General features: G+C 69.6%; 10 protein-coding genes. 8 read left to right on the top strand and 2 right to left on the bottom strand.

The features are described 5' to 3' along the window. Window positions 1–60 precede the first annotated feature (60 nt). Window positions 61–1,476 carry a sugar porter family MFS transporter gene (locus F9278_RS35310; RefSeq protein WP_152171915.1) on the top strand — a complete coding sequence of 472 codons (1,416 nt, stop codon included), beginning with the start codon at window positions 61–63 and terminating at the stop codon, window positions 1,474–1,476. Between the two features lie 142 nt (window positions 1,477–1,618). On the opposite strand, the gene F9278_RS35315 is transcribed toward F9278_RS35310, so the two are convergent. Further along, entirely contained in the window at window positions 1,619–2,590 is a 972-nt protein-coding gene (locus F9278_RS35315; protein WP_152171916.1) for an LLM class flavin-dependent oxidoreductase, read from the bottom strand. 136 nt (window positions 2,591–2,726) lie between these two features. Between F9278_RS35315 and ftsY the strand changes: the two genes are divergently transcribed. Further along, window positions 2,727–3,926, top strand: coding sequence for a signal recognition particle-docking protein FtsY (ftsY, locus tag F9278_RS35320; RefSeq protein ID WP_152171917.1), 1,200 nt, complete (start codon window positions 2,727–2,729; stop codon window positions 3,924–3,926). 105 nt (window positions 3,927–4,031) lie between these two features. Here the strand turns inward: ftsY and F9278_RS35325 are convergent, their stop codons facing one another. After that, window positions 4,032–4,688, bottom strand: a complete 657-nt coding sequence (locus F9278_RS35325; RefSeq protein ID WP_152171918.1) for a bifunctional DNA primase/polymerase — start codon at window positions 4,686–4,688, stop codon at window positions 4,032–4,034. A gap of 427 nt (window positions 4,689–5,115) precedes the next feature. Between F9278_RS35325 and nsdA the strand changes: the two genes are divergently transcribed. The 6 genes from nsdA to ffh all read left to right on the top strand — a co-directional run bounded on the left by nsdA (window position 5,116) and on the right by ffh (window position 13,757). Next, the gene (gene nsdA, locus F9278_RS35330) at window positions 5,116–6,591 is read left to right on the top strand and encodes a transcriptional repressor NsdA (protein ID WP_152171919.1); all 1,476 of its coding nucleotides are present in this window, start codon (window positions 5,116–5,118) and stop codon (window positions 6,589–6,591) included. Between the two features lie 414 nt (window positions 6,592–7,005). Then, the gene (locus F9278_RS35335) at window positions 7,006–7,653 is read left to right on the top strand and encodes a hypothetical protein (RefSeq protein ID WP_152171920.1); all 648 of its coding nucleotides are present in this window, start codon (window positions 7,006–7,008) and stop codon (window positions 7,651–7,653) included. A gap of 316 nt (window positions 7,654–7,969) precedes the next feature. After that, on the top strand, window positions 7,970–9,247 hold the full coding sequence (locus F9278_RS35340) for an ammonium transporter (protein ID WP_152171921.1): 1,278 nt from the start codon (window positions 7,970–7,972) through the stop codon (window positions 9,245–9,247). Next, window positions 9,244–9,582 (top strand): P-II family nitrogen regulator, encoded by a 339-nt coding sequence (locus F9278_RS35345; protein WP_003997576.1) that lies wholly within the window; start codon window positions 9,244–9,246, stop codon window positions 9,580–9,582. The genes F9278_RS35340 and F9278_RS35345 overlap by 4 nt, the downstream gene beginning before the upstream one ends. 26 nt (window positions 9,583–9,608) lie before the next feature. Continuing rightward, window positions 9,609–12,059: a [protein-PII] uridylyltransferase gene (locus F9278_RS35350; protein ID WP_152171922.1), complete on the top strand. Its 2,451-nt coding sequence runs from the start codon at window positions 9,609–9,611 to the stop codon at window positions 12,057–12,059. Between the two features lie 147 nt (window positions 12,060–12,206). Next, window positions 12,207–13,757 carry a signal recognition particle protein gene (gene ffh, locus F9278_RS35355; protein WP_152171923.1) on the top strand — a complete coding sequence of 517 codons (1,551 nt, stop codon included), beginning with the start codon at window positions 12,207–12,209 and terminating at the stop codon, window positions 13,755–13,757. The last annotated feature ends 211 nt before the right edge of the window (window positions 13,758–13,968 follow it).

Below are 13,968 nucleotides of genomic sequence, written 5' to 3' on the forward strand. Positions count from 1 at the left end.
CAGCAGATCATCAGGCCCGTTCCCCCGAGATCGGCGACGTGCCCGCCGAGGAGTACAGACGTGACCAGCACAGCGCAGCCCAGGGCAGGAGCTCGTGGCGCCCAGCCCGAACATCTCTCGCACGTGATCTTCATCGCGGCGGCGGCCGCGATGGGCGGCTTCCTCTTCGGCTACGACAGTGCCGTGATCAACGGCGCCGTCGAAGCCATCCGGCACCGCTACGACATCGGCTCCACGGCCCTGGCACAGGTCATCGCCATCGCCCTCGTCGGCTGCGCCGTCGGCGCGGCCACGGCCGGCCGGATCGCCGACCGCATCGGCCGTATCAGGTGCATGCAGATCGCGGCGGCCCTCTTCACGGTCAGCGCCGTCGGCTCCGCGCTCCCCTTCGCGCTGTGGGACCTCGCCTTCTGGCGGATCGTCGGCGGCTTTGCCATCGGCATGGCGTCCGTCATCGGCCCCGCCTACATCGCCGAGGTCGCCCCGCCCGCCTACCGGGGGCGGCTCGGCTCGTTCCAGCAGGCCGCGATCGTCGTCGGTATCGCCATCTCCCAGCTGGTCAACTGGGGCATCCTCAACGCCGCCGACGGCGACCAGCGCGGTGAACTGCTGGGCCTGGAGGCCTGGCAGATCATGCTCGGCGTCATGGTCGTCCCGGCCGTGCTGTACGGCCTGCTCTCCTTCGCGATCCCCGAGTCCCCGCGCTTCCTGATCTCCGTCGGCAAGCGCGAGCGCGCCCGTGAGGTGCTCGCCGAGGTCGAGGGCGACGGCGCCGACCTGGACGCCCGGGTCGCCGAGATCGAGTCCGCGACGCACAGCGAGCACACGTCGACGTTCAAGGACCTGCTCGGCGGCAGCTTCCTCTTCAAGCCGATCGTCTGGATCGGTATCGGCCTGTCGGTCTTCCAGCAGTTCGTCGGCATCAACGTCGCCTTCTACTACTCCGCGACGCTCTGGCAGTCCGTCGGTGTCGACCCGGCCGCGTCGTTCTTCTACTCCTTCACGACCTCGATCATCAACATCGTCGGCACCGTCATCGCGATGATCTTCGTGGACCGGATCGGCCGCAAGCCGCTCGCTCTCATCGGCTCCGTCGGCATGGTCGTCGGCCTCGCCCTGGAGGCCTGGGCCTTCTCCTTCGACCTGGTCGACGGCAGGCTCCCCGCCACCCAGGGCTGGGTCGCCCTGATCGCCGCCCATGCCTTCGTCCTCTTCTTCGCCCTCTCCTGGGGCGTCGTCGTCTGGGTCATGCTCGGCGAGATGTTCCCGAACCGGATCCGCGCCGCCGCCCTGGGCGTGGCCGCCTCCGCGCAGTGGATCGCCAACTGGGCCATCACCGCGAGCTTCCCGTCCCTCGCCGACCGGAACCTCTCCGTGACGTACCTGATCTACACGGTCTTCGCCGCGCTCTCCATCCCCTTCGTCCTCAGGTTCGTGAAGGAGACGAAGGGCAAGTCGCTGGAGGAGATGGGCTAGCCCATGGCTAGCCCGTCCGCACCGCAGGCCCGCACCGCCCGCGAGGTCCGGCCCGCCCGCACCGCCCGGCCCGCCGTCCCGTCCCGACCGCCGAGCGGGCCGGGACGGCGGGACGCCGAGGGGTTGGCGCCAGGGGCGAGGGTCAGCCGTCGAGGCGCGGCAGCACCTGCTCGGCGAACAGCCGCAGCCCGCGCCACCCCTCCTCGACCGGCATCCCACCGGCCAGCGGATGCAGGACGTAGTTGTCCAGACCCAGCGCCACACACTCGTCCGGCGTGACGATCCGGTACACCCCCTCCGCACGCAGCTCCGCCACCGTCGCCGCCCCCGACCGCACCGCCGACCGGATACCGGCCGACTGCCAGGAGGCGTACGTTCGCGCCTCGTGCAGGAAATGCCCGCCGTACTCTGCCCACGCCCGGTCCGGATCCTCCGCCACGTGCAGCAACGGCGTCTCGGCGGCCGGCATCATCGTCCAGCCCTCGGTGCCGTACTCGACCAGCCGCTCCTTGTAGTACGCCTCCAGCTCCGGCAGATGCGCGCTCGGGAAGAACGGCAGCCCGAGGCGGGCCGCCCGGCGGGCCGCGGCCTTCGAGGAACCGCCGACCAGCAGCAGCGGATGCGGCTCGGTTCCCGGACGCGGGGTGACCCGGACCGTGCGCCCCCGATACGCGAACGGCTCACCGGTCCACGCCCGCAGCAGCGTCTCCAGCACCTCGTCCTGGAGTCTGCCGCGCCCCTTCCAGTCCACGTCGAACTGCGCGTACTCCTCCGGCCGGTACCCGATCCCGGCCACCGTCACCAGCCGTCCGCCGCTCAGCAGATCCAGTACGGCGATGTCCTCGGCCAGCCGCAGCGGGTCGTGCAGCGGCCCGATCACCGCCGACACCGTCACCGCGATCCGCTTCGTCGCCCCGAACACCGCTCCCGCGAAGACGAACGGCGACGGCAGCCAGTTGTTCTCGACGCCGTGGTGCTCCTCCGTCTGCACGGTGGAGAGGCCCCGCTCATCGGCGTACGCGGCCATCTCGACGGCGGCCCGGTAGCGGGCCCGGAGCGAGGCGGGCGTGGCACCGGGCTCGACCAGATTGAAACGGACGACCGTGACGGGCATGGGGGACCCCCTTCGGGCGGCTGTGGAGGGGGACGGTAGCTGACGGGGCATCAGGTGGCCAGGGATGCGGAAGGCCCGTGTGGCCCCGTACGGCGATCGAACGCGGCGCGGGGCGGTCCCGCATACTGGTCGGGTTATGGAACTCATCCTTGCTGTAGTCATCGCCGTGGTCGTGCTCGGCGTGCTGGGCGGGCTCGTCGTAGGCAGCCGCAGGAAGAAGCCGCTGCCCCCGGCGCCCCCCACGACACCCGACATCACCGCACCTCCGGCCGAGCCGCATGTCGGCGACGAGGCCGAGACACTGCGCGACGAACCGCGCCGCACGATCGAGGAGGTGGACCTCCCGGACGGCTCGGCGTCGGCGCCCGTGGCCGTCGAGGAACCGCCCGCCGCCCCCGAGATCGAGATCCCGGAACCGACCGCCGGCCGTCTGGTACGGCTGCGCGCCCGGCTCTCCCGCTCGCAGAACGCGCTCGGCAAGGGGCTGCTCACGCTGCTCTCGCGCGAGCACCTCGACGACGACACCTGGGAGGAGATCGAGGACACCCTCCTCACCGCCGACGTCGGCGTCCAGCCCACCCAGGAGCTGGTCGAGCGGCTGCGCGAGCGCGTGAAGGTCCTCGGCACCCGCACCCCGGCCGAGCTGCGCGCCCTGCTGCGCGAGGAACTGCTGACGATCCTCGTCCCCGAGTTCGACCGCGAGGTCAACACCGACTCGCCGCTCGACACCCCGGGCATCGTGATGGTCGTCGGTGTCAACGGCACCGGGAAGACCACCACCACCGGCAAGCTCGCCCGGGTGCTCGTCGCCGACGGCAAGAACGTCGTCCTCGGTGCCGCAGACACCTTCCGGGCCGCCGCCGCCGACCAGCTGCAGACCTGGGGCGAACGGGTCGGCGCCCGTACCGTGCGCGGCCCCGAGGGCGGCGACCCGGCGTCCATCGCCTTCGACGCCGTCAAGGAGGGCATCGAGGAGGGCGCCGACGTCGTCCTCATCGACACCGCCGGCCGACTGCACACCAAGACCGGCCTCATGGACGAGCTGGGCAAGGTCAAGCGCGTCGTCGAGAAGCACGCGCCGCTGGACGAGATCCTGCTCGTCCTCGACGCCACCACCGGTCAGAACGGTCTCGTCCAGGCCCGCGTCTTCGCCGAGGTCGTCGACATCACCGGCATCGTCCTGACCAAGCTCGACGGCACCGCCAAGGGCGGCATCGTCATCGCCGTCCAACGCGAGCTGGGCGTCCCCGTGAAGCTGGTCGGTCTGGGGGAGGGCGCCGACGATCTGGCGCCGTTCGAGCCGGAGGCGTTCGTGGATGCGCTTATCGGCGACTGATCGGCGCCTACGGAGATCCGTAGGCGCGACAAGAGGCGGTACGAGAAGCGCCCACCCCGAGGTCCAGTGGGGGCGGGCGCTTCGCCGTCTCTGCTTCTGCTGCTTCTACGCCCGCGACCGGTGGGCCACATACGCCAGCGTCCCCAGCAGCAGCCGTGCGGCCGGTGGCTTCGTCGCCGAGTCGAGGGCGGGGGAGCGGAGCCAGCGGACCGGGCCGAGGCCGCCGCGGTCGGAGGGCGGGGCGGTGACATGGCTGCCGGGGCCGAGGCCGCGCAGATCGAGCGCGGAGGGGTCGTCCCAGCCCATGCGGTAGAGCAGGGTGGACAGCTCGGCGACCGAACCAGGGGCGACGAGGAAGTGGGCGCGGCCCTCGGGGGTGGCCATCACGGGGCCGACGGGCAGACCCATCCGTTCGAGCCGGACCAGTGCGTGGCGGCCCGCCGACTCGGCGACCTCGATCACGTCGAAGGCGCGGCCCACCGGCAGCATCACGGCGGCGCCGGGGAACTCGGACCAGGCCTCGGTCACCTCGTCGAGGGTCGCTCCGGCGCGGACCGGAGGCGCGAAGTCGAGCGGATGCGCGCCGGGCGCGGAACAGGTGCTCCGGCCGCACGAGCACGCGCCCGAGGCCGTCCGCGCGCCGGGGACGACGTCCCACCCCCAGAGGCCGGTGAACTCGGCCACGGCCGTGCATTCCGAGGAACGGCCGCGCCGACGTGTGCCGGATCGCATCTCCCGGATGCCGCCGATCGTGAAGCCCATGCCCCCTCCAACGGGTCCAGCGCGCCGGTGGTTACGCGACGGAGTCGGAATGCGACGCTCTGCTTCCGCATGGGCGGCGCACTCCGGCGTCACGGGTGGCGTGGTCGGCGACGCGCGCCCCTGAACGCATCGCTCCGCCCACTCCCGGCCGTCATGTGTCAAGTGAATCGCGGACCGGGGACCGTTAGTTCATTCGAAGGGGTGGCGAATGGTGGCGTTTCTGGAATCACCGTGGCCGGACGCGTGATCGTAGGATTACTTTGAGTGCACGGGACCTGGGGACGTATGCGCTCGTGGGTATGCCGGAGGCAAGTCGTCTTTCCGTTCGATGGGTGACAAGGGTCGGACGTACGGCGTGGTAACCGGCATTCTGGTAGGGCTTGGCGCACACAGCGCAACAGGTGGTTTCAGGGATGGGGGCGTTCCAGTGGGCGGCAACGGCGGAAGCGGCACGAACGCTGAGAAGCGCCCGAACGAGCTGCTGGGCTCGTGGTTCGTCCGCAGCGGCTGGTCCAAGGGCGAGCTGGCCCGCCAGGTGAACCGCAGGGCCCGTCAGCTCGGCGCCAACCACATCTCCACCGACACCTCGCGCGTACGGCGCTGGCTCGACGGGGAGAACCCGCGCGAACCGATCCCGCGCATCCTGTCCGAACTGTTCTCCGAGCGGTTCGGCTGTGTCGTCGCCGTCGAGGACCTGGGGCTGCGCGCGGCCCACCAGGCACCGTCCGTCTCCGGTGTCGACCTGCCCTGGACGGGCCCGCAGACCGTGGCGCTGATCAGCGAGTTCTCGCGCAGCGACCTGATGCTGGCGCGGCGCGGCTTCCTCGGGAGCTCGCTCGCCCTCTCCGCGGGCCCGGCCCTCATCGAGCCGATGCAGCGCTGGCTCGTCCCCACGCCCCCCGCCCCGCGCGCGGAGCCCGAGCCCCCGGTCGTCTCCCGTCGCCCGGGGCGGCTCTCCACACCGGAGCTGGACCTCCTCGAATCCACCACCAGGATGTTCCGCGAGTGGGACGCCCAGTGCGGCGGCGGTCTGCGCCGCAAGGCGGTCGTGGGCCAGCTGCACGAGGTCACCGACCTCCTCCAGGAACCCCAGCCCGAGGCCACCACCCGGCGACTGTTCAAGGTCGCCGCCGAACTGGCCGAGCTGGCCGGCTGGATGAGCTACGACATCGGCCTCCAGCCCACCGCCCAGAAGTACTTCGTCCTCGCCCTGCACGCCGCCAAGGAGGCGGGCGACAAACCCCTCGGCTCGTACGTCCTGTCCAGCATGAGCCGGCAGATGATCCACCTCGGCCGGCCCGACGACGCCCTGGAACTGATCCACCTCGCCCAGTACGGCAGCCGTGAGTGCGCGAGCCCGCGCACCCAGTCGATGCTGTATGCGATGGAGGCCCGCGCCTACGCCAACATGGGCCAGCCGGGCAAGTGCAAACGGGCGGTGCGGATGGCCGAGGACGTCTTCGCCGACGCCGAGGAGTGGGACGACCCGGACCCCGACTGGATCCGCTTCTTCAACGAGGCCGAGCTGCACGGCGAGAACTCCCACTCCTACCGCGACCTCGCCTATGTCGCGGGCCGCAGCCCCACCTACGCCTCCCTCGCCGAGCCCGTGATGCGCCGGGCCGTCGAGCTCTTCTCCACGGACACCGAACACCAGCGGTCGTACGCGCTGAACCTCATCGGCATGGCCACCGTCCATCTGCTCCAGCGCGAGCCCGAGCAGGGGGCCACCATGGCGAAGCGGGCCATGGACGTCGCCGGCAAGGTCCGCTCCGAGCGCGTCAACACCCGTATCCGCAAGACCGTCGACACGGCCGTCCGCGAGTTCGGCGGGCTCGCCGAGGTCGTCGACCTCACCGACCAGCTCGCCGTCCACCTCCCGGAGACCGCCGAGGCGGTCTGACCCGGGCCCGGCACACCCCGGGCCCCACGCACTCCGGCCGCGGCCGGCCATCCCGACTGCCCGACTCGGCTCCCCCATGCCAGGTCATCGGATGGTCTGCCGTGGTCGGTCTCCTTGGCTCGTCCAGCTTTGCTGTCTGCCCAATCCGGGTTGTCTGCAAAGGATGCACTGCGATAGCCATCAGTCGTGGCTGGTGTCGGCGATCTCGAGTGAAACACGAAGAAGAATCCGGCATATCGCGCATTCGTCTCGCTTTTTCTTCGGGGGATCATTTCTGTTGGAGTGGGGTTGCGTTTGCAGATTGACATGGGCGTGTCGAACTGGCAGCCTTTTCTCTCGCGAGCTGGGATTCGGTTGCTTGCTAGTGATGGTGCTCGATCAGATGCCATCTTTCACGGGGACGAGGAATTTTCCATGTTCAAAAAGACGTCGGTTTCGGCTGCCCTGGCAGGCCTTGCAGCGGGTCTGTTCGTTGTGCTTCCCGCTTCTGAAGCCAATGCGGCCACGTGGACGACGCACACGAAGAAGTACGCGCAGACGAAGAGCTTCTACTCCAAGCCGCTCAAGCGCTGCGTTCGCGCCACCCTGTCCGGTAAGGTGACCTTCAAGTACGGCTACATTGTGGGTAGGCACACGTATAAGGACATCAAGGTCATCGAGCCGAAGATGGCGACCAAGGTCCTGACCAAGTGCTCGGGTGGTAAGGCCGCCACCACCACGAAGATGGAGATGACTCAACGCTGGTACGAGAGCCGTAAGTGCGAAATGGAGGTCGGGGTATCTGCGGGTGCCCCGTGGAGCATCTCGGTAACCCCGACGGTGGAGTGCGGCTCGCGCAAGGCCGGCACTCGCAAGTCCGTGTACAGCAACAAGAATAAGACCTACACCCAGTCCAACACCGGTCGGCCCCTTTACTTCAAGGGGAAGCTGGAGATCCGGCACTCGCCCACCGCCAAGTATGACCGGAGGTTCTGTATGTCGGGTCGTACGACAGTGCAGGCGTACGTCAAGAACAACTCCGATGCCTGGTCGCAGACGATGAAGTTCTGCTTCAAGAAGTAAAAGCGGGGAGTGACCAGAAAATCGAAGCGGGTTGCCAGGGTTTCATTCTGCACTGGCAACCCGCTTTTTCGTTGTGAGGCCGAGGGGGCTTCGGGTAGGTAGCGGTCCGGGTCGGATGGTGTACGGAAAGGTCTCGCCCAGATAACGGGAAAGTGTGCGCAGAGCCTGCGATTTTACAGAGATGTAACATTATCGGCCAGTTGGTTACATCCTTGAAATGTTCCGTAGTGTCGATGGAAACCGGGTTTGGTGAGCCTGGGGCGCATCTTGGCCCCAACGCCCGCACGGGCCGTTCCAACGACGAGGAGTACCGGCATTGAACGGCACAGATACCGGATTCGTATTGATCAGTGCAGCGCTCGTCATGCTGATGACGCCCGGCTTGGCCCTCTTCTACGGCGGCATGGTCCGGGCCAAGAGCGCGCTGAACATGCTGATGATGTCCTTCGTCTCGCTGGGCATCGTCAGCGTTCTGTGGGTGCTGTACGGACACTCCCTCGCCTTCAGCGGTGACTTGGGTGGCTTTATCGGCAACCTGGACATGATCGGGCTGAAGGGTGTAAGCGCCGACAGCACGATGGAGAGCTTCACTGGCAACGACATCTCGCTGTTCGCCTTCTCCCTCTTCCAGATGCTGTTCGCCGTCATCACGGCCGCTCTGATCAGCGGTGCTCTCGCCGATCGCGTCAAGTTCGGCGCGTGGATGATCTTCATCGGTGTGTGGGTCACCGTGGTCTACTTCCCAGTCGCCCACTGGGTCTGGGGCGGCGGCTGGCTGGCTCAGCTGGACCCTGCCGTGATCGATTTCGCCGGTGGTACCGCGGTCCACATTAACGCCGGTATCGCCGCCCTGGCTGCGGTCCTGGTTGTGGGCAAGCGCGTCGGCTTCAAGAAGGACCCGATGCGTCCGCACAACATGCCGCTGGTTCTGCTTGGCACCGCTCTCCTGTGGTTCGGCTGGTTCGGCTTCAACGCGGGCTCCGAGCTGGGCGTCGACGGCACCACCGCCCAGATGGCCATCAACACCCAGGTCGCCACCGGCGCCGCCATGCTCGGCTGGCTGATCTACGAGCGCATCCGCCACGGCGCGTTCACTACGCTCGGTGCCTGCTCCGGCGCGGTCGCCGGCCTGGTCGCGATCACCCCGTCCGGTGGCAACGTCAACATCTTCGGTGCTCTGCTCATCGGTGTCGTCGCTGGTGCCGTCTGCTCCTGGGCCGTCAGCCTCAAGTACAAGCTGGGCTACGACGATTCCCTCGACGTCGTCGGTGTCCACCTTGTCGGCGGTGTCCTTGGCACCCTGATGGTGGGCTTCCTCGCCATCGACGGCAAGGGTGGCGGCAGCCAGTTCTTGTCGCAGGCCATCGGTGCCTTCGCTGTGATGGGTTACACCTTCGTCGTGACCTGGGTTCTCGCCTTCGCCATCCAGAAGACGATCGGCTTCCGTGCCTCCGAGGACGACGAGATCAGCGGCATCGACCAGGCCGCACACGCCGAGACCGCGTACGACTTCAGCTCGGCCGCCGGTTCACACATCTCCGCCAGCACCACGAGCAGCGTCGCTGCCCCTCAGAGCAAGAAGGTCGAGGCATGAAGCTGATCACCGCCGTCGTCAAGCCGCACCGGCTCGACGAGATCAAGGAAGCCCTGCAGGCCTTCGGGGTGCACGGACTTACGGTGACCGAGGCCAGTGGGTACGGTCGGCAGCGGGGCCACACCGAGGTGTACCGGGGCGCCGAGTACACGGTGGACCTGGTCCCCAAGATCCGCATCGAGGTCCTCGCCGAGGACGACGACGCCGAGCAGCTGATCGACGTCATCGTCAAGGCCGCCCGCACCGGCAAGATCGGTGACGGCAAGGTCTGGTCCCTCCCGGTCGAGACGGCCGTTCGGGTCCGGACCGGCGAGCGCGGCCCGGACGCGCTCTGATCGAAGAGAAGAACAGGAGTCGCTGGGTGACGAGTACGGACGTACGTACGGAAGCAGAGGACTCGGGACCCAGCGGCTATGCGGCGGCCCGGCTGCGCCTCCTCCAGGAGGAGGCGCGGTCCGGGCCGCCGCGCCGTGCGGCCCTCGCCGAACTGACCGACGACTGGCTCGCGGGCCTGTTCGGCGCCGGCGCCACCGAACTGCGCGGGGCCTCCCTGGTCGCCGTCGGCGGATACGGGCGGGGCGAGCTGTCGCCCCGCAGCGACCTGGACCTGTTGCTCCTGCACGACGGGTCCGACGAACGGGCGGTGGCCGCGCTGGCCGACCGCATCTGGTATCCCGTCTGGGACCTCGGACTGGCCCTCGACCACTCCGTGCGCACCCCCGCCGAGGCCCGCAAGACCGCCGGGGAGGACCTCAAGGTCCAGCTGGGCCTGCTGGACGCCCGGCACATCGCCGGCGACCTGGGCCTGACCGCCTCCCTGCGCACCGCCGTCCTCGCCGACTGGCGCAACCAGGCACCCAAACGCCTCCCCGAACTCCAGGAGCTGTGCGCCGAGCGGGCCGAGCGCCAGGGCGAACTGCAGTATCTGCTGGAACCCGACCTCAAGGAGGCGCGCGGCGGACTCCGCGACGCCACCGCCCTGCGCGCCGTGGCCGCTTCCTGGCTCGCCGACGCCCCGCGAGAGGGCCTCGCCGACGCCCGCCGCCGACTCCTCGACGTCCGGGACGCGCTGCATCTCACCACCGGGCGCGCCACCGACCGGCTCGCGCTCCAGGAACAGGACCAGGTCGCCGCCGAACTGGGACTGCTGGACGCCGACACCCTGCTGCGCCAGGTGTACGAGGCGGCGCGGGTCATCTCGTACGCCAGTGATGTCACCTGGCGTGAAGTGGGGCGCGTACTGCGGTCGCGCGCCGTGCGGCCCCGGCTGCGCGCCATGCTCGGCGGTGGGAAGCCCGCTCCCGAGCGGTCGCCGCTGGCCGAGGGTGTGGTCGAACAGGACGGCGAGGTCGTGCTCGCCCGCGCCGCCAAGCCCGACCGGGACCCCGTGCTGCCCCTGCGCGCCGCCGCCGCGGCCGCCCAGGCCGGACTGCCGCTCTCCCTGCACGCCGTACGACGGCTGGCATCCGCCGCCCGGCCGCTGCCGACGCCCTGGCCCGCCGAGGCCCGCGAACAGCTCGTCACCCTGCTGGGCTCCGGGCGGCCGACCGTGGACGTCTGGGAGGCGCTGGAGGCCGAGGGGCTCATCACGCATCTGCTGCCCGACTGGGAGCGGGTGCGCTGCCGGCCGCAGCGCAACGCCGTGCACATCTGGACCGTCGACCGGCATCTCATCGAGACCGCCGTCCAGGCCTCCGAGATGACCCGCCGGGTCCACCGGCCCGACCTCCTGCTGGTCGCCGCGCTGCTGCACGACATCGGCAAGGGCTGGCCCGGCGACCACTCCGTCGCCGGCGAGATCATCGTCAAGGACGTGGCCGCCCGGATCGGCTTCGACCGCGACGACGTGGCCGTCCTCTCCACCCTCGTACGCCACCATCTGCTGCTCGTCGACACGGCCACCCGGCGTGACCTGGAGGATCCGGCCACCGTCCGGTCCGTGGCCGACGCCGTCGGATCACCGGGCACCCTCGAACTGCTGCACGCGCTGACCGAGTCGGACGCGCTGGCCACCGGGCCCGCCGCCTGGTCGACCTGGCGGGCCTCGCTGGTGACCGAACTGGTCCAGCGGGTCGAGGCGCTGTTCGCCGGGGACGCCCCCGAGGAGCCGGAGCCCGGCGAGACCAGCGCCGAGCAGGAGCGGCTCGCCATCGAGGCGTTCCGTACCGGCGGGCCGGTGCTGTCGCTGCGCGCGCAGACGGAGGCCGCCGCCGAGGAGAAGGACGAGAAGGCCGACCCCGAGCCGCTCGGTGTGGAACTCCTCATCGCCGTACCCGACCAGGCGGGCGTGCTGCCCGCCGTCGCCGGTGTCCTCGCCATGCACCGGCTCACCGTGCGCACGGCCGAACTCCGGACGCTCGACCTCCCGGACGGCGTCGAGGGCTCGGTGCTGCTGCTGAACTGGCGGGTGGCCGCCGAGTACGGCTCACTGCCCCAGGCGGCCCGGCTCCGCGCGGACCTCGTCCGGGCCCTGGACGGGTCGCTCGACATCGCCGGGCGGCTGGCCGAGCGGGACGCGGCCTACCCCCGGCGCCGGGGCGTCGTCGCGCCCCCGCCGCGCGTCACGGTGGCCCCGGCGGCCTCCCGGCACGCCACGGTCATCGAGGTCCGCGCCCAGGACGCACCGGGGCTGCTGCACCGGATCGGACGGGCGCTGGAGGACGCGGCGGTGCGGGTGCGGAGCATGCATGTCAGCACGCTGGGCGCCAACGCGGTGGATGCCTTCTACGTGACGGGCGACAAGGGGCTGCCATTGCCGGGCGAGGAGGCGGCGTCCCTGGCGCGGAAACTGGAGGAGACGCTGCGCGGCTGAGCGCGGCGGGTGCGGGGCCGCCCGGCCCCGCACCCGTGAATCGGGTGCGGCCGGTGACTATCCACAGGGGTGGAGACCCGACCACACCCAGACAGATACCCTGGAGGGCAGCCCACCCTGCCCCCGACTCCGAGGACCGACACCGCCGTGTTCGATACGCTCTCCGATCGCCTCTCAGCGACTTTCAAGAACCTGCGCGGCAAGGGGCGCCTGTCCGAGGCGGACATCGACGCCACGGCCCGCGAGATCCGCATCGCCCTCCTCGAAGCGGATGTGGCCCTGCCTGTCGTCCGCACGTTCATCAAGAACGTCAAGGAAAGGGCGCTCGGGAGCGATGTCTCCAAGGCGCTGAACCCGGCCCAGCAGGTCCTCAAGATCGTCAATGAGGAGCTGGTCGGGATCCTCGGCGGCGAGACCCGCCGCCTGCGCTTCGCCAAGAACCCGCCGACCGTGATCATGCTCGCCGGTCTCCAGGGTGCCGGTAAGACCACCCTCGCGGGCAAGCTGGGCCGCTGGCTGAAGGAGCAGGGCCACTCGCCGCTCCTCGTCGCCTGTGACCTCCAGCGCCCCAACGCGGTGAACCAGCTCAGCGTCGTCGCCGAGCGCGCGGGCGTCGCGGTCTACGCGCCGGAGCCGGGCAACGGCGTGGGCGACCCGGTCAAGGTCGCCAAGGACTCCATCGAGTTCGCCAAGTCGAAGGTCCACGACATCGTGGTCGTCGACACCGCGGGCCGGCTCGGTATCGACGCCGAGATGATGCGGCAGGCCGCGGACATCAGGGACGCCGTCGGCCCCGACGAGATCCTCTTCGTCGTCGACGCGATGATCGGTCAGGACGCCGTCAACACGGCCGAGGCCTTCCGGGACGGCGTCGGCTTCGACGGTGTGGTCCTGTCCAAGCTCGACGGTGACGCCCGCGGTGGTGCCGCCCTGTCGATCGCCTCGGTCACCGGCAAGCCGATCATGTTCGCGTCGAACGGCGAGAAGCTCGACGAGTTCGACCAGTTCCACCCCGACCGGATGGCCTCCCGTATCCTCGACATGGGTGACCTGCTCACCCTGATCGAGCAGGCGGAGAAGACCTTCAGCCAGGAAGAGGCCGCCAAGATGGCGGGCAAACTGGCGTCCAAGAAGGGGCAGGACTTCACGCTCGACGACTTCCTGGCCCAGATGGAGCAGGTCAGGAAGATGGGCAGCATCAGCAAGCTGCTCGGCATGCTGCCCGGCATGGGCCAGATCAAGGACCAGATCAACAACATCGACGAGCGCGACGTCGACCGCACGGCCGCGATCATCAAGTCGATGACCCCCGGCGAGCGCCAGGAACCGACGATCATCAACGGCTCGCGCCGCGCCCGTATCGCCAAGGGCTCCGGTGTCGAGGTCAGCGCGGTGAAGAACCTCGTCGAGCGGTTCTTCGAGGCCCGCAAGATGATGTCCCGCATGGCCCAGGGCGGCGGCATGCCCGGGATGCCGGGTATGCCCGGAATGGGTGGTGGCCCCGGTCGCAGCAAGAAGCAGCCCAAGCAGGCCAAGGGCAAGCAGCGCTCCGGCAACCCGATGAAGCGCAAGCAGCAGGAGCAGGAGGAGGCCGCCCGTCGCGCCGCCGCCGCTCAGGGCGGTGCCCTCGGTCTGCCGGGTCAGCAGGGTGCCCAGGACTTCGAGCTGCCGGACGAGTTCAAGAAGTTCATGGGCTGACGGGCCCGGCCCGTACATGGCGGACGCCGCGTGACCGGCCGGGGGGTGTGGCCGGGCGCGCGGCGCCGGGTGCCGTGTGCGTGGACGGCATGGGTGTGGTGTCGCTCGTGGTGCTCCTGCTGGCAACTCCCCTACGCGGATGTGGTGTTCCCCTGGACGATGCGTCAGGTTAGGTGCGCGGTGGGTCACTTGGCCAAGGGAAAGCGCTGCC

This window comes from Streptomyces phaeolivaceus (assembly GCF_009184865.1).
GTDB classification, from domain to species: Bacteria; Actinomycetota; Actinomycetes; order Streptomycetales; family Streptomycetaceae; genus Streptomyces; species Streptomyces phaeolivaceus.

Coding starts and splice junctions, on each gene's coding strand:
- F9278_RS35315 (WP_152171916.1), bottom strand. CDS start 2,590: ATGCCCGTCACGGTCGTCCGTTTCAATCTGGTCGAGCCCGGTGCCACG.
- ftsY (WP_152171917.1), top strand. CDS start 2,727: ATGGAACTCATCCTTGCTGTAGTCATCGCCGTGGTCGTGCTCGGCGTG.
- F9278_RS35325 (WP_152171918.1), bottom strand. CDS start 4,688: ATGGGCTTCACGATCGGCGGCATCCGGGAGATGCGATCCGGCACACGT.
- F9278_RS35335 (WP_152171920.1), top strand. CDS start 7,006: ATGTTCAAAAAGACGTCGGTTTCGGCTGCCCTGGCAGGCCTTGCAGCG.
- F9278_RS35345 (WP_003997576.1), top strand. CDS start 9,244: ATGAAGCTGATCACCGCCGTCGTCAAGCCGCACCGGCTCGACGAGATC.